General features: G+C 61.9%; 18 protein-coding genes and 1 tRNA gene. 5 read left to right on the forward strand and 14 right to left on the reverse strand.

Features of this window, described 5'->3' with window-relative positions:
* Positions 1 to 73 precede the first annotated feature (73 nt).
* The 13 genes from ACIQ3Q_RS18915 to radC form a co-directional block, all read right to left on the reverse strand.
* The gene (locus ACIQ3Q_RS18915) at positions 74 to 859 is read right to left on the reverse strand and encodes a type II secretion system F family protein (RefSeq protein WP_396270748.1); all 786 of its coding nucleotides are present in this window, start codon (positions 857 to 859) and stop codon (positions 74 to 76) included.
* A 162-nt stretch (positions 860 to 1021) separates the two neighbouring features.
* Positions 1022 to 1885 (reverse strand): type II secretion system F family protein, encoded by an 864-nt coding sequence (locus tag ACIQ3Q_RS18920; RefSeq protein ID WP_396270749.1) that lies wholly within the window; start codon positions 1883 to 1885, stop codon positions 1022 to 1024.
* Positions 1882 to 3825 carry an ATPase, T2SS/T4P/T4SS family gene (locus ACIQ3Q_RS18925; RefSeq protein ID WP_396270750.1) on the reverse strand — a complete coding sequence of 648 codons (1944 nt, stop codon included), beginning with the start codon at positions 3823 to 3825 and terminating at the stop codon, positions 1882 to 1884. Before ACIQ3Q_RS18925 ends, ACIQ3Q_RS18920 begins: the two co-directional genes overlap by 4 nt.
* A gap of 15 nt (positions 3826 to 3840) precedes the next feature.
* A complete protein-coding gene (locus tag ACIQ3Q_RS18930; RefSeq protein WP_396270751.1) occupies positions 3841 to 5811 on the reverse strand; it encodes a pilus assembly protein N-terminal domain-containing protein in 1971 nt (656 codons plus the stop codon).
* 41 nt (positions 5812 to 5852) lie between these two features.
* The gene (cpaB, locus tag ACIQ3Q_RS18935; RefSeq protein ID WP_396270752.1) at positions 5853 to 6806 is read right to left on the reverse strand and encodes a Flp pilus assembly protein CpaB; all 954 of its coding nucleotides are present in this window, start codon (positions 6804 to 6806) and stop codon (positions 5853 to 5855) included.
* 45 nt (positions 6807 to 6851) lie between these two features.
* Positions 6852 to 7037: a hypothetical protein gene (locus tag ACIQ3Q_RS18940; protein ID WP_396270753.1), complete on the reverse strand. Its 186-nt coding sequence runs from the start codon at positions 7035 to 7037 to the stop codon at positions 6852 to 6854.
* A 17-nt stretch (positions 7038 to 7054) separates the two neighbouring features.
* Entirely contained in the window at positions 7055 to 7507 is a 453-nt protein-coding gene (locus tag ACIQ3Q_RS18945; RefSeq protein ID WP_396270754.1) for a hypothetical protein, read from the reverse strand.
* A 342-nt stretch (positions 7508 to 7849) separates the two neighbouring features.
* Complete coding sequence (locus tag ACIQ3Q_RS18950; RefSeq protein ID WP_396270755.1) at positions 7850 to 8710, reverse strand: hypothetical protein; 861 nt, start codon at positions 8708 to 8710, stop codon at positions 7850 to 7852.
* Positions 8710 to 10125 (reverse strand): TadE/TadG family type IV pilus assembly protein, encoded by a 1416-nt coding sequence (locus ACIQ3Q_RS18955; RefSeq protein WP_396270756.1) that lies wholly within the window; start codon positions 10123 to 10125, stop codon positions 8710 to 8712. Before ACIQ3Q_RS18955 ends, ACIQ3Q_RS18950 begins: the two co-directional genes overlap by 1 nt.
* A 75-nt stretch (positions 10126 to 10200) precedes the next feature.
* Positions 10201 to 10488: a Flp family type IVb pilin gene (locus ACIQ3Q_RS18960; RefSeq protein WP_396270758.1), complete on the reverse strand. Its 288-nt coding sequence runs from the start codon at positions 10486 to 10488 to the stop codon at positions 10201 to 10203.
* A gap of 242 nt (positions 10489 to 10730) precedes the next feature.
* Entirely contained in the window at positions 10731 to 11882 is a 1152-nt protein-coding gene (locus ACIQ3Q_RS18965) for a glycosyltransferase family 4 protein (RefSeq protein WP_396270759.1), read from the reverse strand.
* 126 nt (positions 11883 to 12008) lie between these two features.
* Positions 12009 to 12689 (reverse strand): Smr/MutS family protein, encoded by a 681-nt coding sequence (locus tag ACIQ3Q_RS18970; RefSeq protein WP_396270760.1) that lies wholly within the window; start codon positions 12687 to 12689, stop codon positions 12009 to 12011.
* Positions 12690 to 12732: 43 nt separating this feature from the next.
* On the reverse strand, positions 12733 to 13407 hold the full coding sequence (gene radC / locus ACIQ3Q_RS18975) for a DNA repair protein RadC (protein WP_396270761.1): 675 nt from the start codon (positions 13405 to 13407) through the stop codon (positions 12733 to 12735).
* 99 nt (positions 13408 to 13506) lie between these two features.
* Between radC and ACIQ3Q_RS18980 the strand changes: the two genes are divergently transcribed.
* The 3 genes from ACIQ3Q_RS18980 (at position 13507) to serS (ending at position 16331) form a co-directional block, all read left to right on the forward strand.
* Positions 13507 to 13950 carry a peptidylprolyl isomerase gene (locus tag ACIQ3Q_RS18980; RefSeq protein ID WP_396270762.1) on the forward strand — a complete coding sequence of 148 codons (444 nt, stop codon included), beginning with the start codon at positions 13507 to 13509 and terminating at the stop codon, positions 13948 to 13950.
* On the forward strand, positions 13950 to 14930 hold the full coding sequence (gene ispH / locus ACIQ3Q_RS18985) for a 4-hydroxy-3-methylbut-2-enyl diphosphate reductase (protein WP_396270763.1): 981 nt from the start codon (positions 13950 to 13952) through the stop codon (positions 14928 to 14930). Before ACIQ3Q_RS18980 ends, ispH begins: the two co-directional genes overlap by 1 nt.
* 105 nt (positions 14931 to 15035) lie before the next feature.
* Positions 15036 to 16331: a serine--tRNA ligase gene (gene serS, locus ACIQ3Q_RS18990; protein WP_396270764.1), complete on the forward strand. Its 1296-nt coding sequence runs from the start codon at positions 15036 to 15038 to the stop codon at positions 16329 to 16331.
* A gap of 6 nt (positions 16332 to 16337) precedes the next feature.
* Here the strand turns inward: serS and ACIQ3Q_RS18995 are convergent, their stop codons facing one another.
* Complete coding sequence (locus ACIQ3Q_RS18995; RefSeq protein ID WP_396270765.1) at positions 16338 to 18014, reverse strand: hypothetical protein; 1677 nt, start codon at positions 18012 to 18014, stop codon at positions 16338 to 16340.
* Positions 18015 to 18151: 137 nt separating this feature from the next.
* On the opposite strand from ACIQ3Q_RS18995, the gene ACIQ3Q_RS19000 reads away from it, so the two are divergent.
* Positions 18152 to 18242: transfer RNA gene (locus ACIQ3Q_RS19000), tRNA-Ser, on the forward strand.
* 155 nt (positions 18243 to 18397) lie between these two features.
* Entirely contained in the window at positions 18398 to 18655 is a 258-nt protein-coding gene (locus ACIQ3Q_RS19005) for a phosphopantetheine-binding protein (protein ID WP_396270766.1), read from the forward strand.
* The last annotated feature ends 14 nt before the right edge of the window (positions 18656 to 18669 follow it).

An 18669-nucleotide genomic window follows, 5' to 3' on the forward strand; every position in this document is an offset into this window, starting at 1 on the left:
CGGGTTGAACATCAGGCCTTTGAAGCGGGACCAAAAGGTGTCAGCGCACTTAATCTGGAGGGCCATGTGGTGCTCAACCGCCTGCCGCCAAGAGTCGCGAGACGATAGGGAATAACAGGACAATGAAGGTGCAGGGGAAGATACAGGCAATCAGAGGGAAGAGCATCTTCACCGGAGCTTCCAATGCCAACTTCTCCGCACGCATGAAGCGCTCGTTGAGTCGCTGCTCACCCTGAGTGCGCAACATAGGCCCCAAGCTCATGCCCATGCGCTCTGCTTGAATGACACACGAGGTGAAGTGCGACAGCGATTGATCCTTGACGCGGTCACTCATGTCGCGCAGGGCCTCAGCACGCGACTTGCCGGCGCGAATATCTCGCAAAACACGTTGAAACTCGTCGCGCAAGTAGCCGCGTGGGCCTTTGGCCACCGCCTGTGTGATCGCTCCTTGCAGGTTCAAACCGGCTTCAACGCAAAGGGTGATCACGTCAAGAAAGAAGGGCAGGGCACGCACGAACTCGCGCTGTCGGGCCTTGATCCTGTCCCGCAACCAAACGAGCGGCAAAAACCAGCCCAGCGCAGCAACCATGACGATCAGCAGCAAAGAGTTGCCATAGCCCACTTCGAATTCGCCCTTGGTGGCGTCGGCGGTCCCTAAACCCGTCAAGACCGCCAGCAGCAGAGCCATGAGTACCACGCTGGTGATCATGAAGGCCAATTGCCCGGCATAGAACTGCCCTGGAGAGAGCGAAAACTCCAAACCGGCCTGACGCAGCTTCAACACAAAGGCCAAACGGGTTTGGCGTGAGAGCAGGCGGTCGAAGCGAGGCTCCATCCACTGGACTGGCCACCACAACATGCGGAAACCAAGCGGTGGAGGGTCTCGGAACTCTCGATCTTCTTCGGGAGGGTCAGGCAGAAGCCCCAAAGCAAACCAAATCGCGACACCGACCACGGCCCCCATGAGCAAGGCGGCCAGCGGCAATATCCAAGAAGCGTTGATCAGGCTGTCCACGGCGATTTACACATCAATGGTGGTGATGCGGCGAATCAGCAGCACACCAATGATTTCAAGCACAGCAATTACACCCAAGGCGATCCAGCCCGGGGTGGTGTGCCACAAACCGTGCATGCCCACGGGCTCAATGTGGTTGAGCACCAGCATCAAGGCGATGGGCATGGAGCCTACGACCCAGGCTTGCAACTTGCCTTGGGAGGTCAGCGCGTCGATCTTGTCTTCCATCTGCAATTTGCGGCGGACGGTGTTGGAGGTGCGTTCCAGTGTTTCGGCCAAGCCACCGCCCGTTTCATTGGCCACGCGCATGGCCGACACCACCAAGATCGTCGTTGTGGTCGGGACACGCCGTGCCAGATTGGTCAAGGCGCTGTCCAGTGGCATACCGAGGCGGTTTTCACGCAGAACCAAGCCCATCTCCTGCCGCAGGGGGGCCGGAGCTTCTTCCACCAAATGATGAAGTGCGCCAGAGAGGCTCAGACCCGCGCGCAGGCCGCCGGCGATCATCATCAAGGAGTCGGGCAGTTGTTGGTCAAATTTCTTCAGACGTGCTGCACGCATGCGTGCATAAATGATGCGAGGCATGGACGCCAGAGCCACCAAACCCAACATGGCCAGCAGCACGCTGTCAGTGATCAGCCAAATCACCAAGGTACCGGCGATCATGGCGAATAAGTTGATGCCAAAGGCAGCCTTGGGGTCCAAGGATAGAAATAGATCCCGCGTATGTGACTGCGTCAGCCGAGTGAAGCGGCCCTCATAGGCATCAATCGCTTTCGGCGCAAATTGAATCACCAGCCAAGCAGCCGCTGCCACTGCCAGGGCGGCGGTCAGCGCGACCAAGACGGGGATCAACCAGTCGGCATTCATGAGCCCACTCCAGTTGTTTGGCTCTCATAAGTTGGCCCCGCGTTCTGGGACAGGGCCAACTCTTCTGAGACCGGCGCAAACAAGCGCAAATCCAAGGCACCGCCGCGCGCGTTCAGGTCTTCATAGAAGGTCGGGATCACATCGCAGCCGGTGTAGTAGCCGCGCACTTTGCCCGCCTTGGGGTGGCCTTCTGGATAGTAGCCGCGCTGCATGAACAAGAACAAGTCTTGCATCTGGAAGCGGCCACTTTCCATGCCGCTGATCTCGGTGATGTGGGTGATGGCCCGTGTGCCGCAGGCAAAGCGCGTTTGCTGGACGATGATGTCCACCGCGCTGGCTATCTGCTCGCGGATGGCGGGCAGGGGCAGGTCCGCCCCAGCCATCAAGATCATGGTCTCCAAGCGGGCCAGACCGTCGCGGGGCGTGTTGGCATGCAAGGTGGTCAGTGAGCCTTCATGGCCGGTGTTCATGGCCTGCAGCATGTCCAGCGCTTCGGCGCCCCGGCACTCGCCAATCACCACCCGGTCGGGCCGCATGCGCAGCACATTCTTGACTAAGTCGCGGATCGCCACGGCACCCTTGCCTTCAGCATTGGGCGGCCGGGCTTCCAGGCTGATCAGGTGATGGTGGTGCAGTTTCAACTCCGCAGCATCTTCGACCGTGATCACCCGTTCGCTGTCGGGGATGAAGTTGGACAAGATGTTCAGCAAGCTGGTCTTGCCCGAGCCCGTGCCCCCGGAGATGATGATGTTCTTGCGAGCCTCGACGCAGACCTTCAAGAAGCGCAGCATCTCAGGGCTGACGGAACCCAGATTGACCAAGTCATCGCCGGTCAGCTTGCGCTTGGGGAACTTACGAATCGTGATGGCCGAGCCGTGAATGGCCAGCGGCGGAATGATGGCATTGACGCGCGAGCCATCCTTCAGGCGGGCATCCACCATGGGGCTGGATTCGTCAATGTGGCGCCCCAGCGGTGCCACGATGCGCTCGATGACGCTGATCACGGCCTTGTCGCTGGTGAAGCTCAAGGGATAAGGGTGGAGTTGGCCGCGTCGCTCGACGTAAATGCTGTCGAAGCGGTTGACCATGATTTCGCTGATGGAGTCATCCAACAGCAGTTCCTCCAGCGGCCCTAAGCCCACGGCTTCGTCAATCACCTGCTTGCGCAGCAGGGCCGGGTTGAGCTGTGGCGGAATCTCATCGGCCACACTTTCCATCACTCCGTCCATCAGGCTGGAGGCTTCGCTGCGCAGGCGCTCGTCCGTCATCGACGACACATCGCGGCGCCGCAGGTCCATGCTTTCAATCAGCAGGCCATGCAGGCGGCGTCGCCATTCAAACTCCAGCAGCTTCAGTGGGTTGTTGGCGGGCTCCACGCGTGCCAAGGGCACCGCCGCTGCATACGCGGGCGCGCCGACGGCAACGCCGCTCGACGGCACGGGGTTGGGCATGCGCTCAAAGCCTGGCGCTGCGCTGGCCGCTGGGGCCACTCGCAAGCTTTGGTCTTGTGCTCGGCGGCCAAACTCCGAAGCGCCGCGCAGGTCCTCGGCGGTGAGCTGATTGCCGTGCAGATGGTCGCTGGCTCTTCGGGTTAAGCGGCGGGTGGATGCAAGCGAGTCTGTCGGCGCTTGCCAGGGCATGGCTTCTTGCGCACTGGCCAGCAACTTCAGGCGAAAGGGTCCAATGACAATGCGGTCGGTGATGCTCAGCGGACCGTACTGCAGGTCAATACGCTGGTCGTTGACCTGGACACCCCCAAAAGCCCCGAGGTCTTCAATGAACACGCCAGAAGGTGTGTTGAAGAGCCGCGCATGTTCGCGGCCGATGCGCCAGTTGTTCAGGCGCAGGTCGCACTCATTGCTCTTGCCGATGATGCAGTCATCGGCCACCGCAACAGCACTGGCTTGCCCGTCGGGCCGGGTCAGTTCAATGTTCATCATGGCCGTGCACCTACCTTACTGCGCACGCAACCACTGTGCCCCGACCCAGCCGGTTTGCTCGCCCACCTTGACCGCCACAAAGTAACCTTTGCGGCCAGACGGCAAGACTTCAACCACCGCGTTCAAGGGCAAATAGCGCAAGACGCGGCCATCGAACTCGGCACTGGACCTCAGGGGCAGGTCGTACTGATTGACGCGGTACATGCCTGCGGCCAGCGAGCCATCGCCGGAGACGGGCATGCCGGTCAATGGCGTGGTTTCGTTACGGGGTGCACGCCGGGCTGCCTCGGCGGCGATGTCGGCGGCGGTCGGCTTGGCGGCGGCCGCACGCTGGGCGGCCAAAGCCTCGGCCGCTTGTGCGACGGCCCTTTCATTGGCGGTGGCCTGCATGGCGGCCGTGGCTGCAGTAGCGGTTGAGGGGGCTGCCGCCGGAGTGGGGGCCGTCACACGCGCCGGCATTGCCGCAGGAGGATTGGCTAATGCAGGCGCTGGATTGGGGGCCGCAACAGCCGCCGGACTGGCCGGCGAGCTGGCCACGACAGGGGTGGGGGCCACCAAGGCGGGTTGAGGCAGGCTGACAGGTTTGGCCTGCACCGCATTGGCCGGAGGCAGGGTCTCAATGGCGGGCAGGTAGGGGGATTTGCCCGCATCACGCTCCAGCCGCTGGGTGGCATCGTCCACTCTGGCGGTCAAGGAGGAGGTGTGTGCGTCCACGATGGTGGGCGTTACAAACACCACCAACTCGGTTTCGTCGTTCTGGAAGCGCTTGGATCGGAACAAGGCGCCCAGAACTGGGATATCGCCCAGGAAGGGAACCTTGTCGATGGTGCTGGTGGTCTTGCGAGACAGCAGGCCGGCCAAAACCATCGTTTCACCTGCCTTGACGTTGAATTCGGTGCTGGTGCGGCGCGTGGACAAGGCCGGGCCAGCGTTCGTGGACAAAGAGGTGTCCAGCGAGCTGACCTCACTGTCGATCACGGCCCGCACCATATTGTTCTTATCCACCTGCGGCACGATGTCGAGCTTGATGCCAAAGGGCTTGAAGAAAACGGTCTGGCCGTTGATGGAAGAGACGGTGTAGGGGTACTCGCCGCCAGCCAAGAATGTGGCTTTGGAGCCGTTTCGGGCGGAAAGCTGCGGCTCGGCCAAGATGCTGCCTTGGCCATCGCGCACCAACAGATTGAGCGTACCTGCCAGCCCCAAATTCATTGCAGAAAGGATATTCAGCTTGTCTGTGAACGATACGTTTGAACCACCCAAACCTTGGAGGGAAGGAGAGCCTGGGATGGTGATGTCAAGGTCTCTGCGGCCACCAAAGGTGGCGGGTGACCAAATACCACCAATGGCAGCGCCTCCCGTGGCATTCCACTTCAGGCCAATATCACGCAACAGGTTGGTAGGGAACTCCACCACCTTCACGTCCATCATGATCATCTTTTCCCAGCCCAGCTTGCTGGTGAAATTTACGACCTGCGGATAGCGCTTGCTCAGCTCATCGATCTTGGCCAAATCTCGGTCGGCGAGGTTGTCACCCTCGACGATGACCTTGTCACCAATCAGCGAGGTGCGGGCATTCGGAATGGTGGATAGAAAACTGGCAATCTCTTTGGCCGAACCTCGTGCATCGTTGGCGGTCACAGTGACCTTCATGCCCGTCATGCGGCCAGCCGCATCCCAGAACATCATATTGGTCACGCCCGGTGCATTGGCAAACACCAGCACATCCCGCCCATCCAGCACATTGGCGGTGATCAATTGGCCGTTGCCTACGGCAATGCGCTTCACGCCAGGGGCAGGGAACAAGCGCGTCTCGCCCACGTACAACTGCACCTCTGCATCGGCCACGGGGGCAGTAGTTGCGGGGGTGGCGCGTGCAGACGAGGTGGCTGGCGTCTGGGCTTGGCCAGCCAGGGGCACGCACAAAGCGGCCAGTGCACAAAGAGCGAGGGGGCGGGCCTGAGGGCGGAGGATGGAAGAAAACAGCATGAGGGTTCCGGTGCGCGGGGTTGCCAACAGGGTCTGGGCCATCACCGGCCGGGCGTGATGCTGGGCGTGGCCGCAGCAGCGGGAGGCGGTGCTTCAGCGGGCGCGCCTGAAAGATTGGTCATGACCTTGCCTTGAGAGCTGGACTTGCCTGCGCCACCGTAGAGCACCTGCACCTCGGGGGCGGGGGGGGGCGCGGGGCGGCCTCGGGGTGCCGCCATTGGCGAAGCCGGTCCATCCTCCAACATGCTCACATCCACCTCTTCAACCGCTCCGGCGGGCTTGTCTTTGGGGTTGCGCAGCAATGCGGTGATCTTGCCCATTTCACGAGCAGTGATCACATTGCGGGCTTGCTCGGGCGTGGTGTTGAGCGTGACCGTGGAGTAGCGGCGAGATTCGCCCGTGCGCGGGTCGTTGGCCACGCGCTGGCCCGTGGCCATTACTTCGACGCCCAGCAAAACGGGCATGGGGGCAGAGCGGCGGGCGCCTTGATTGGTGGTGAGCAGCAAGTCAATCAAGTCCCCGGGTTCGACCAAACCGGAGATGGAACTGATCTCATCGACTTGCATCGTCACGGCGCGCCGACCGGGCTCCACCCGCGCCGAGAAGGTGGCGGCTCCACCTTGAATCAGGCTTGGCAGGATCATCTCGCCTGCTTTGACGGGATAGGCCATCAGTTTGCCTTCCACGCGATCAAAGTCATCGGCCTTCAGGGCCAGCGAATGAGCGTATTCCACAGGGATCTCGCGCGCCGCAACGGTGTCGCCGGTGATGGCATCACCGCGGCCCAGGGGCCGCTTGGCCACCATCATCGCGACCTTAACGCCACTGGCCACGTTGGCCTGAGCTGCGATGGCGGCCTTTTGACGGTTCAGATAACTCAGGCTGAGCATCGCAGAGGCGCCCCCCAGAACCAGGGCCACCACCAAAATGATCCAAGTGCGCCTCGTGGCGCCCCGGGTGGACTTGAGGGAGGGGGAGGCGGAGGGTGCGTTCACAACAAAAGCTCAGCAAAAAGAGGGCGGGGCAGACGCGGCGGCGTCTCAGGTGGGCAATGACAAGGCATAACTGAAGCGCTTGTAGGCCTCCAGCAGCGCCGACAGCATTTGGTCCATCACTGAGGCCTTGCCGTCATAAGGAATCAGCAAAACGATGGCAAAGGCGACCAGAATAACCACGTATTCGACCATGGTCTGACCTTGCGCGGAACGACGTGAGCGGATATTCATACCTCGGATCATCTGGGTTAGCCTCCCGCAACAGTGACCAAAAATACAGCAGTTTGACCCTGTGGTTCTAGCGAAATGGTGGCGGTGGCTTCTTTGCCTTCCCCCCGAAAAAACAGCAACTCGCCGGGCTTGCCCGGGCTTTGCGGGCCGGAGCCCGCTTGTCGCTCAAGCGCATAGCCTTCGCCCTTGAGCATACCCACTAAATGGCTGGAATTGATGGCCATAGAACTGGTATTCGTGAAGAGTAGCTGCATACTTTTGCGCGCACCATCCACACTCGTGCTGTGGCTCTTGATCACCGAGCCAACCGGCAGTCGGTCTTGCAGTTTGCTCAAGCGCGCACGGTAATCTTCGCGCATCTCGGCGGCCGAGCGCATATCGGTGATGCCGATCAAGCCCTGGGAGCCCGGAAACGTGGCCTCAATTTGCACCGTGACATAAAAACCGTCGATGTACTTGGCCAACACCATGGCCTTTCCCTGGGCGCTCCTTGCCACAGGCTGGCCCAAGCTTCTTTCAAACCAAGCCGTGACGGCGCCGGGCTTATCGGGGCTGACAAAACCCTGCATTCGCATGGGCGTGCCGTTGTGGATCATGGGGCCGCCCATGTCTTGAGCCGCTGCGCGGGGGGGCAAGGCAATCGTGGGCCAAGCCCAAGTCGGGCTGGAACAAAGCGCAAGCAAGCAGGCCAATCCTGTGCCAGCCAGCTTCACCAGTCTTCGCGCCTTACTCCAAAACACGAAAGACAAGCTGGCCGATACATCGGAAGCAGCAGGGCACATCACAGGCGATAGCCGCATCCAGCGGGCGGCTTAATTGGGCTTGAGCCGATCAGGAGCCGGCATGTCCTGCCAAAACTCCAGCCGGCCAATCTCAGGGCCTTTGATCTTGCCGGTGGCTTCGACATCCGACACGATCTTCACGATGCGGTCGGTGGTGTACTGGGGGTAGTCATTGGTCAGGGTCAGGCCCTGCGACGGAAACACCCAGGCAAACACATCACCCTCGCGGGTGCCCATCTGGCGCAAAACTTGTGCGGGGTCTTTAGCGGTCCAAGGCGAGGTCAGGGTGGTCGTTCGAGCCGAGAGCCGCATGTTCATCGCATCGAAAGGCGCAAAGCTGGAGCCCATAAAGCCCGGCCCTACCGTGGGCAGGCGGTTAAGGTTGACCTCGACGGTGGCGGTGAATAAGCCCCGGCCCTTCAAGCCCAAGTAACGCGGCTCCATCCCGCCTTGAAAGGCCGCACTGGCAAACGCATCGGTGCTGGGGTCGAAGCCGTTGGTCGTGCCGCTGCCCTGGCCATTGGGGCCTGTGCGAATGGCCACTGCTGCGCTGGGGTTGGGCAGCAGCGCCCGGTGCGTGGGGTCGGTCCAGTTCCAGGGGCCGGTGGCTGGGCTGCTGGGGTTGGAGGTGATACGACTGCCGTGCTCGCCAAAAAACCGGTTCTGTACTTCGCGGGCCAACACATCGTCGGGGCGCCAGTTGTTGGCATCATCAGACTGCGTGCGCGCCTCGAAAGCCACATAGCGGCTGGCCATCTGGGTCTGGTGCTGGGCATCTTGATACTTGGCGATCATCGGCATCAAGAGCAAGAAGGGCACGATCACCCCAGCCAGCAAAATGATGAACTCGGTCATCGCCTGACCGTGGGAGCTTCGGGTGCGCAGTGTCATCAAATGCCCCCAGCGCCTTGCAAACTGCGGGCAGCATTGACTTCGCCCTTGGCATCGGCCAAACGGGTATGCCAAAACGGATTGAACAGATTCGGCCGCTCCTCGGTACCCGTCTGCAGATTGAGCCGCGCTGCGCCGTCGCGTCTGAAGAAGGTTTCGGTCTTGGCGACGGCCACCAACTCACGTGCCGCGCCCGCCGGCTGGGCTTTGTAGGCATTGAGTTTATCGGTGGGTTTGACCACCGAGCGACCTTCCGAGGTGGCGGTGTCGGCCACCTTGCGCATCACGCGGATGCCGTAGACCATGCGCATTCTGGCGTCTTGTTCATCGGGCGTGAGATTGGGGTCCGGTGCTTCCAAGTCAAAGTAATCTGGAATCCCCGAATAACCTCTGCCCCCAGCAGCACCGCTGCCAAAGGAGTTGCGGCCAAACAAGATGCGTTTGCGCTGTTCGGTGCTGCAGTCTTCAGCACTGTAAAAGACTTCCACCAGCTCGTCTTCAGAGGTCCAGCGTGCAAAGCCTGGCTTGCCGGGGTTGTCCAGGTTGCCTGCATCGCCGTCTTCAGTAATCCAGGTTTTGCCACGGCGAAGTAGCCTGTCGTTTTGACCCGCGCAAAACGTGCTGGGCACCGACATCTCCCAATTGCGCTCCATGGGGGTGGGGTCGGCCGTGCCGGGCTCGCCAATGAAGGGGTCTTGTCTTTGGGCGGCTAGAACGGTGGCCAGCATACGGCCTCGGTTCTGCCCGCCCATGATGCGGACAAAGCCGCCACCGCCATTGCGCCACTCTTCTTCGGTGTCGGCGGCGCCCAAACTGTTGGCCAGTGGCATAGGGTCAGCTTGCGGAATGGCGCCGTCATTGGCGTAGGTGGTGGCCAAGACATCATCCACGGCATCCGCGCGCGCTTTTCTCAGCATTTGGAAGGCCAAGAACTGAGAACCCGCAATGGTGTAGAGGCTGCGTTGGTCTGATAAGCCCGTCAGTGCGCCCAGCACACCGCTGTCCACCAGCTCGCCTTGCATGAGCGGCGCGTGCTGCTGAGCGGCAGCCACCGGACCAGCCATCTCGGGGTACTTGCCCGAGAGCAGCACAATCGCGTCATCGCCCGCCGTGTTGAGCATGGTCAACCACGATTGCAGGCTGTTCATCTGGGCAATGGCGATGGTGTTGGCCACGATCACCCGGTTGCCGTAGGCGGTGTAATTCAGGGTTCTGGCGTCCAGCAAACCAGCGGCATAAACCGCCGCGTCGGTGGTGTTGACCAGCTTGGTCTTCTCACGGATCAACTGACCGGAATTGAAGACAAAGAAAAGCATTGCGGCGGCCACGGCCGCCACAAAAATTCCGAAGACCAGCACCTGGCCGCGCTGGGCGCGGCGCAGGTGGGGTCTAAGGTGAGGGTTTACATACTGCATGGGCGAATACTAAAGATTTGTTTGGAACAAATACAGCATCACCGTTATGACTGCCTGTAAACGCCACGCCAGAAATTACTGAGGACGACCTTCGGACGTGAAGGTGCTCAGGGTGCGCTTGTTGGCGGCATCGGTCGTGGCGGCCTTACCTTCTGCCTCGGCCTTGTTGTTGGCCGTGTTGGCAGCAGCTTGGTCGCCGCCGATTTCCGACGCAATGGCAGAGGTCTGGTTACGCACAGCGCTACCGAAGAACTGATAAGTGATGATCGCGGCGACGGCGATCAGGGCGACGATGATGATGTACTCGGTCATGCCCTGGCCGCGTTGGGTGGCACGAGCTTGCTTGGCGACTTGCTTGAACATGGTTGAACCTTTCAGGTAAACACTGGAAACATAAAGATGACTCGGAGCTTCAGCGAGATATTGAAACAGCCTGTTTCGCCTATCTCCGAGCCCAGAACGTTGGTGCGGAATGAATTCTATGGGGGGCTTTGCGCTAGCGATACCTTCTTTGCACGGTGAGCCGTGCGGTGCGTCACGAACTCATACAAATCATGGCCTCAACAGGCCCGGCCAGGTGGCCGATAGGCGCCGACGCTAGTGTGTCAGCCCCTGCAAACGTGACGAATTCCCGCCAGCAGCGTGAGCGCCGAGGCATCCCAACTGAAACGCGCGGCCTGCCGCAAGCCGGCTTGCACCATGGAGTGAGCCTGACGCCCGTTAGTGAGCACTTCACGCAAGGCCGCGCTCAAGCCTGGCACATCACTGGGGTGGACCTGCAGCGCAGCGTCTCCTGCCACTTCGGGCAGTGCCGTGGTGTTGGCGGTGATCACCGGCACGCCGCTGGCCATGGCCTCTAACACGGGCATGCCAAAGCCTTCTGCAAAAGTGGGGTAGGCAAAGACTTGCGCATGGCGCAGCACGGCCGGCAATTGAGCATCGCTGACCTTCTCCAGCACCTTGACGCGGTCTTTAAGGCCCAGGGCAGCGATGGTCTCGAACACGGCGTCGTGCTGAAAATCTCGCTGACCTACGATCACCAAGGGCGGTGAGTCGGGGCCTAAGGCCGCATAGGCCTTGAGCAAGGTGACATGGTTTTTGCGTGGCTCCAGTCGACCTACCGTCAAGATGTAGCGGCCAGGCTCAAGCCCCAAGCCGCGCACAAGGTCTTCACCCGCATCGCCTGGGTAGAAGCGGGTGCTGTCCACTGCATTGGCGGTGACTTGAACCGCCTCGGGTGCCAAGCCGTATTGCCGCACCATCTCCTGGCGGGAGTAGTCGCTGACGGTCAGCAGCAGGGCTGCCTGACGCGCAGAGCGGGTACAAAAGTAGTGCATCTGCCGCGCAAAGGCCGGCTCAAAGTACTGCGGATGGGTTTCGAACAGGACGTCGTGAATGGTGCAGGCACAGCGCCCCAAGCGCACAAGCGGCAGCTTGTACTGCATGTGCAGCAGGTCTATCTTGTGCCGCCACTGCAGCCAAGGCAGTTGCAGACCCAGGCGCAGCACACCAGAGCGTTTGGGCATATGCACCAGGGTCACGTTCGGGGCTGAGAACTCCGCGTGGGCTTGCCTCAGGCTGTCGGTGCCGTCCAAGAAGAAGACGAAGTCGATGTCGGGCGCCAAGCGGATGGCCGCGCGGTAGAGGCCCAGGAGGTGGCTGCGTGAGCCTTGAAACAGCTCGTCCCAGACGTGGAAGTCCACTCCCAGGCGAATGCGTTGGGAGCGGGCGGTAGCAGGGGGGTGAAGGGCAGTCATGGGGCGTTAGCGAGGCGCGCTCATCGGGCCGCTGGTGGGGGCCAAGCGGCGCAAGCAGTGCAGGCGGAGGATGCTAGCAGCGGCCATACCGTGGCTTTGTGCCAAGCCCGCCCACAATTTGGCGTTTCACGCCGGCGCGCAGGCTTGGCTTGGGCGGGGTGTGCGGCGGGTTTTGGAGCCCAGCAGCACGATCAAGGCACCGGCGCCACCCTCGGGGCCGCTGGCCTGGGTGAAGGCGATCACCTCTTGGCGCTGCGCCAGCCAGCGTTGAACCTTGGTCTTCAAGATGGGTTGGCGCCCCGGCGAGCCGTGGCCTTTGCCATGCACCACGCGCAGGCAGCGCCGGCCTTGTTGGTGGGCCTTCAAGATGAAGCTGGCCACGGCCTCGCGGGCTTGGTCGCGCCGCAGGCCGTGTAGGTCGATCTCGCCCTGGATGGACCACTGGCCTCTTCGCAGGCGCGACAGCACATCCTCAGACACCTCGGGGCGGCGGTAGCTCAGGCCGTCGTCGGTGAGCAGCAGAGACTCCACATCCACTTCGTCCGACAAGGCCTCGCGCAGAGCGGCGGCTTCATCAGCCAGGGTCTGGCGGGGCTCGGGGGTGGGCACGCTGCGCTGCAACTCAGCCCTGCCGCTGTCTTTGAGCGGTGCGACAGGCCCTACGCTTAGCGAAAATAATTGCCGCTCGCGGGCCAGCCGAGCCGCTTCGGCCGCCTCTTGGGCGCGCCGCGCCTCTTCTTGCAGCCGGGCTTGGCGCAAGGCCTCACGCACGGCCCCCAGCTCTTTCCAGTCTTTCACCGTCACCATCCGGCAATGATGCCCGTTTTACAGGGCGGCGTGCTCTGGCGGGCTACATCAGCCCTCGTTCGGCCAGGCTGACCACCTCGCCTTGGCCCACGACCATGTGGTCGAGCACCCGCACGTCCACCAAGGCCAGCGCGGATTGGATGGATTTGGTCAGAAACTCATCCGCCCTAGAGGGTTCAGCGACGCCCGAGGGGTGGTTGTGCGCCAGGATGACGGCGGCGGCATTCATCTCCATGGCCCGCCGCACCAGTTCGCGCGGGTAAACGCTGGTTTGGCTCAGCGTGCCCTGAAACAGCTCTTGCCAGGCGATCAGCCGGTGTTGGGCGTCCAGAAACATCACTGCAAACACCTCGCGGCTTAGGCCGCCGAGCTGCAGCGCAGCGTAGTCTTTGACCCGTTGCACCGTGTCAAAGGCCGGGCGTGCGCTGAGTTGCTGGGCCAGGGCGCGGCGTGAGATCTCCAGCACGGCGCTCACTTCCGCCCGCTTGGCGGGGCCTAAGCCCTTGATGCCCTTGATGTCTTCGGCGCTGCAGTGCAGCAAGCCGCCAAAACCATTGAATCGAGTCAGTAGCGCATCGGCCATGTCCAGCACCCCCATGCCGCGGGTGCCGGTGCGCAGCAGCAGGGCTAAGAGTTCAGCGTCGGCCAAAGCCGTCGGGCCGTGAGCCAGCAGCTTTTCACGGGGGCGTAGGGCCTTGGGCAAGTCCTTGATGGTCATGTTTCCTCCCTGTTTTGGGGCCAGGTCACGGTTTGTGCCAGAGGCCTGCGTGGGCCACCCCTAAAATCGCCCCCAGCGTATCAGTTTGAGGTCGTGCTTGTGAATACCATTCAGCCAGGGTCTTTCCTGACCCTGCATTACCGGCTTGCCGGCCCAGACGGGGCCGATGTGGTCACGACCTTTCAGGACAAACCGGCGACCTTGTCGCTCGGCGCGGGCCAGTTGGCGCCCGCCATTGAAGCCAAATTGCTCGGCTTGGCCGAGGGCGTGCGCACGACCTTTACGCTGGCACCCGGCGAAGCCTTTGGCGAGCGCAACCCAGACATGGTGCAACGCATGAAGCGCAGCGCCCTAGACGGCATGGCCGATCCCGATGCTGAATACAGCGTGGGCGATGTGGTGGAGTTTCCGACACCCGATGGCCGTGGCCGTTTTGCCGGCGTGCTGCAAGCCCTGGGTGAAGGCTGGCTGGAATTTGACTTTAACCACCCCTTGGCCGGCAAAGCCGTGACCTTTGAGGTCCAAATCATTGGAGTGATGTGATGAGCCTGCCTGCCATGAATGACGCGGAAGTGCTGCTGGCAGAGCCGCGCGGCTTTTGCGCCGGTGTCGATCGCGCCATCGAGATCGTCGAACGCGCCCTGGTGCGCTTTGGGCGGCCCATTTATGTGCGCCACGAGATCGTTCACAACACCTATGTGGTGAACGACCTCAAAGCCAAGGGCGCCATCTTCATTGAAGACCTGGCTGATGTGCCGCCGGGCGCCACCTTGGTGTTTTCGGCCCACGGCGTCTCTCAGGCGGTGCGCCAAGAGGCGGCGCAGCGCGGCTTTCAGGTCTTTGATGCCACCTGCCCCTTGGTGACCAAGGTGCACGTGGAAGTCGCCAAGCTGTCCAAAGAGGGTTATGAGTTCATCATGATTGGCCACAAGGGCCACCCCGAGGTGGAAGGCACCATGGGCCAGTTGCATGAGGGCATTTACCTGGTGGAAGACGTAGCCGATGTGGCGACGGTGGCTGTGACCCGCCCTGACAGGCTGGCGGTGGTGACGCAGACCACCCTGAGCGTGGACGATGCGGCCGAGATCTTGAATGCCGTCAAAGCCCGCTTCCCGCTGGTGCGCGAACCCAAGAAGCAAGACATCTGCTATGCCACGCAAAACCGCCAAGATGCGGTCAAGCTGCTGGCCCCCCAGGTGGATGTGGTGGTGGTGGTGGGCAGCCCCACCAGCTCCAACTCCAACCGCTTGCGCGAATTGGCTGAGCGCTTGGGCACGCCCGCCTATATGGTCGATGGTGCAGACGACTTGCAGGCCGAGTGGTTTGAAGGTCGGCAGCGTGTGGGCCTGACGGCAGGGGCTTCTGCACCCGATGTATTGGTGCAGCAGGTGATTGCCCGTTTGCGCGAGCTGGGTGCACTGGCCGTTCGCCGCCTGCCAGGGGTGGAGGAGACCATCGAGTTCCCTCTGCCCAAAGGCTTGGGCGACAAGTCCATGGCCGAGTTTGCGGCGTCGCGATCCTGAGCCCTGGACCCCTTGCTTTTCGAATGCTGAGTGGGCGCTGGCCAGGCCCTGTGCGGTCTGCTTCGTGCGCCACTCATCACCGCTGAATCATTTTTGAGGATTGTCATGCTCGACATCACCCAATTGCGCCGCGACCTGGACGGTGTGGTCGCCAAATTGAATGCACGTAAATCGCCCCAAGCCTTCTTGGATGTGGCGCGCTTCACCGAACTGGAGGCCGAGCGCAAGGCGCTGCAGGTCAAGACCGAGGAGCTGCAGTCGCGCCGTAACGCGCTGTCTAAGCAAATCGGCATGAAGAAGGGCAAAGGCGAAGACGCCTCGGCCGAGATGGCCGAAGTGGGCGGCATTGGCGACGCCCAAAAGGCCGGCGCTGAGCGGCTGGAGGCCATCCAGGCCGAGCTGAACCACATGCTGATGAGCATCCCCAACCTGCCGCATGACAGCGTGCCGGTGGGTGCCGACGAAGCCGGCAATGTGGAAGTGCGCCGCTGGGGCACGCCTCGCGCCTTTGACTTTGCCATCAAAGACCACGTGGACCTGGGCGCGCCCTTGGGGCTGGACTTTGACACCGGCGCCAAGCTTTCGGGCTCGCGCTTCTCCTTCCTGAAGGGGCCAGCCGCCCGCCTGCACCGCGCCCTGGCGCAGTTCATGCTGGACATGCAAACTCAGCAGCACGGCTACACCGAGTGCTACACGCCCTACATCGTCAACCGAGAAGTGCTGGAAGGCACGGGGCAGTTGCCCAAGTTCAAGGAAGACATGTTCTGGGTCAGCCGCGGCGGCGATGAAGCCCAGGCCGAGCAGTACCTGATCAGCACCTCGGAGATTTCGCTGACCAACAGCGTGCGCGAACAGGTGCTGAAGGCCGATGAATTGCCCATCAAGCTGACCGCCCACAGCCCTTGCTTCCGCTCGGAGGCCGGCTCTGCCGGGCGCGACACGCGCGGCATGATCCGCCAGCACCAGTTTGACAAGGTGGAGATGGTGCAGATCACTCACCCGGACCACAGCTATGCCGCACTCGATGAGATGGTGGGCCACGCCGAGGCGGTGCTGCAAGCCCTGGGCCTGCCGTATCGGGTCTTGGCTCTGTGCACCGGTGATATGGGCTTCACGGCCGCCAAGACCTTCGACCTCGAAGTGTGGGTGCCGGCGCAACACGCCTACCGTGAGATCAGCTCCTGCTCGAACTGCGAGGCCTTTCAATCGCGCCGCATGCAGACGCGGTTCAAGAATGCCCAGGGCAAGAATGAGCTGGTACACACCTTGAACGGCTCTGGCCTGGCGGTGGGCCGCACCTTGGTGGCCGTGTTGGAAAACTACCAGCAAGCCGATGGCTCGATTGAAGTGCCCGAGGCGCTGCGCCCTTATTTGGGCGGCACCGCTGTGCTCAAGGCCTGAAGACGGTCACGCCAGGTTGAGGGTCGCCAGCCCGTAGCTGGCGGGCCCCATCTGCCACTGCACGGTGCCTCGCTTGGCGTCAACCTGTACCTCGGCCTTCACCAAAGTCGAGGCCTCGGGCAGCCCGGGGCTGTCGAACAAGGCTTTGGCCTGGACTTGCTCGACCTGGGCGCTTTGCACCTGAACGCCCGGCAGGCTCAGCTTGATGGCGCCTGAGCGTGCTGGGTCTTTGTTGATCACCACCACCTGCACGGTTTTGCCTTGGCGTGCAGCCACGGCACTGGCCAGCGGCATGTTCGGCCACGGTGCTGAAAAGCTGATGCCGGTGGCCTTGGTCGTAGCTTCCACCTTGACCTGGCTGGCCACAATGTGCCCGCCCGCCAGCAAGCGGCGGAACATCTTCAAGGCATGAAAGGCCGGCCGCACGGGCGGTGGGTTGGCCTGGGTCAGCACGTCAAAAGCGCCGAAGATCCAATTGCCGTTGAGCGACCAGTGCGCGCCCAACTCCATCTGCGGCTCATGGGCCATCATGCGCAAGAGATCCGCCACAAACAGCGCACCCCCTTGCGTCATCACATAGCCGTTTTGGCGAATCTCTTTGTCTTTGATGCGGGTGGAGGTGAAGTAGCTGTTGTACTCCGTCACGCCAATGCGCGGCAGCGGCAGCTTGGCGGTCTTGGGGTGCTGGCGCCATAGGTCGTTGATCAAGCCGGGCACGCGGCGCAGGGTTTCGCTGCCGGCGGCAGCGCCCCAGTAAAGCTGCTCATCGCTGCCCAGCGCCACAGGGTAGCCCTCGGCATTGGTGGGGCCGGTGATCAGCGGCATGTACCAGTGCACCGCCAAAAAGCTGAGGTCTTGGGGGCGCTCGATGCCGTCAAACATCTTCTTGGCCCAGCCCAGGTGCTCGCCCACCACGGTGGCCATTTCGCTGTTGGGCCGCCACGGCCTGCCAGAGTAGGTGTCTAGCGCAAACGGCAGGCCCACCTTGATGCTGGGGTCGACGGCCTTGATGGCGGCCAGCACGGCGTTGACGCGCCGGGCAAAGTGCTCGGTCTTCAGGTAAAGCGGGTGGTTGCGCTCCATCACATAGGGCTCATTGCCCAGCTCCCAGTAGATGGCTTTGGGCAGCGGCTTGCCAGTCAGGCGCGAGATATGGGTTTGTTTGTTGATGAAGCGCACCCATTCGGCCGCCTGCTGCGCCAGTTCAGCATCATTGCCTTGGTGCATGTTCAGCTCGATCAAGGGCTGCGCGCCGACATGTTCGCAGGCTTCCAAGAATTCGATCGTGCCGTAGAAGATCTTTTGCAAGGGCTGGCCAGGGTAGGCGAACACTGGTTTGCGTTGGACGGCTGGGCCAAGGCCTTGCTTCCAGTGGTAGGTGTCAGGCACGCCGGGGTAGCGCAGCACGGTGGGCGCCAGCTCTTTGGCGCAGTTGGCCGGGCCATCACGCCATTGGCCGTCGTGGTCCATCAGACCTTCACTGCCGTAAACCCAAGGCGTGTTGCTGCCCACGAGCAAAGGGTTGGCCGCGTGCAGCAGCTCTTGCACTTTGACCTCCACCTCGATCGCATGCTGACCTGAGCTTTGAGCCAGGCTTGGCAGGCTGGCCCCGGCAGCGACCGATGTGGCCAACACCTGGCGGCGGTTGAGCGTATGGTGATGAGGGCGGGGGCTGTGGCGCATGGGGCGTGAGGCAAGCAGCAGCGAAGCCTTGATTGTGAGATCAAGCAAGAATCGTGTGCCGCACAGTGGGCACAAGCCCTTCAGAAATCGGCTAGAATGCGCAGCTTCACCAAAATCGACCGGTGAACACCGAATCAGGAGAGGTGGCAGAGTGGTCGAATGTACCTGACTCGAAATCAGGCGTACGGTATCCCCGTACCGAGGGTTCGAATCCCTCCCTCTCCGCCAAATCAAGGCCCAAGTCGTTGATCTGCTCGGCCCACGCGCTGAGTCTTGGCAGCCTTGGCCCAGGATTCACGCTCAACCTCATCAAGGGCTTGGGGCGGTCAATCAGGCCTTTTGAGCGCTCGGCCGATCGCTGAACTTCCCTACTGCACCTGCTTATGTCCCAGGAAGCCGCCATTGCAAGAATCGTCGCCGGGTTTCTGACCCAAAGACATACCGCGTTGGGCCGCTCTGGTACTCCAAGTCTCCAGGACGCTGTGTTCGAGAGCAATTTGATTGACAGTCTGGCGCTGATTGACCTGGTGGCTTTGATCGAAGGTGAACTCGGCTGCGAAGTGGATATGTTGGTGTTTGATCCTTCTGAAGTCGTGACCGCCGATGACCTCAGCCGTGCTCTGGCACGAGCGACCGTTTGACCTCACGGTTTTGC

Origin of the sequence: Ideonella sp., assembly GCF_044358605.1 — a bacterium.
In the GTDB taxonomy this organism is placed as follows: domain Bacteria; phylum Pseudomonadota; class Gammaproteobacteria; order Burkholderiales; family Burkholderiaceae_C; genus Ideonella.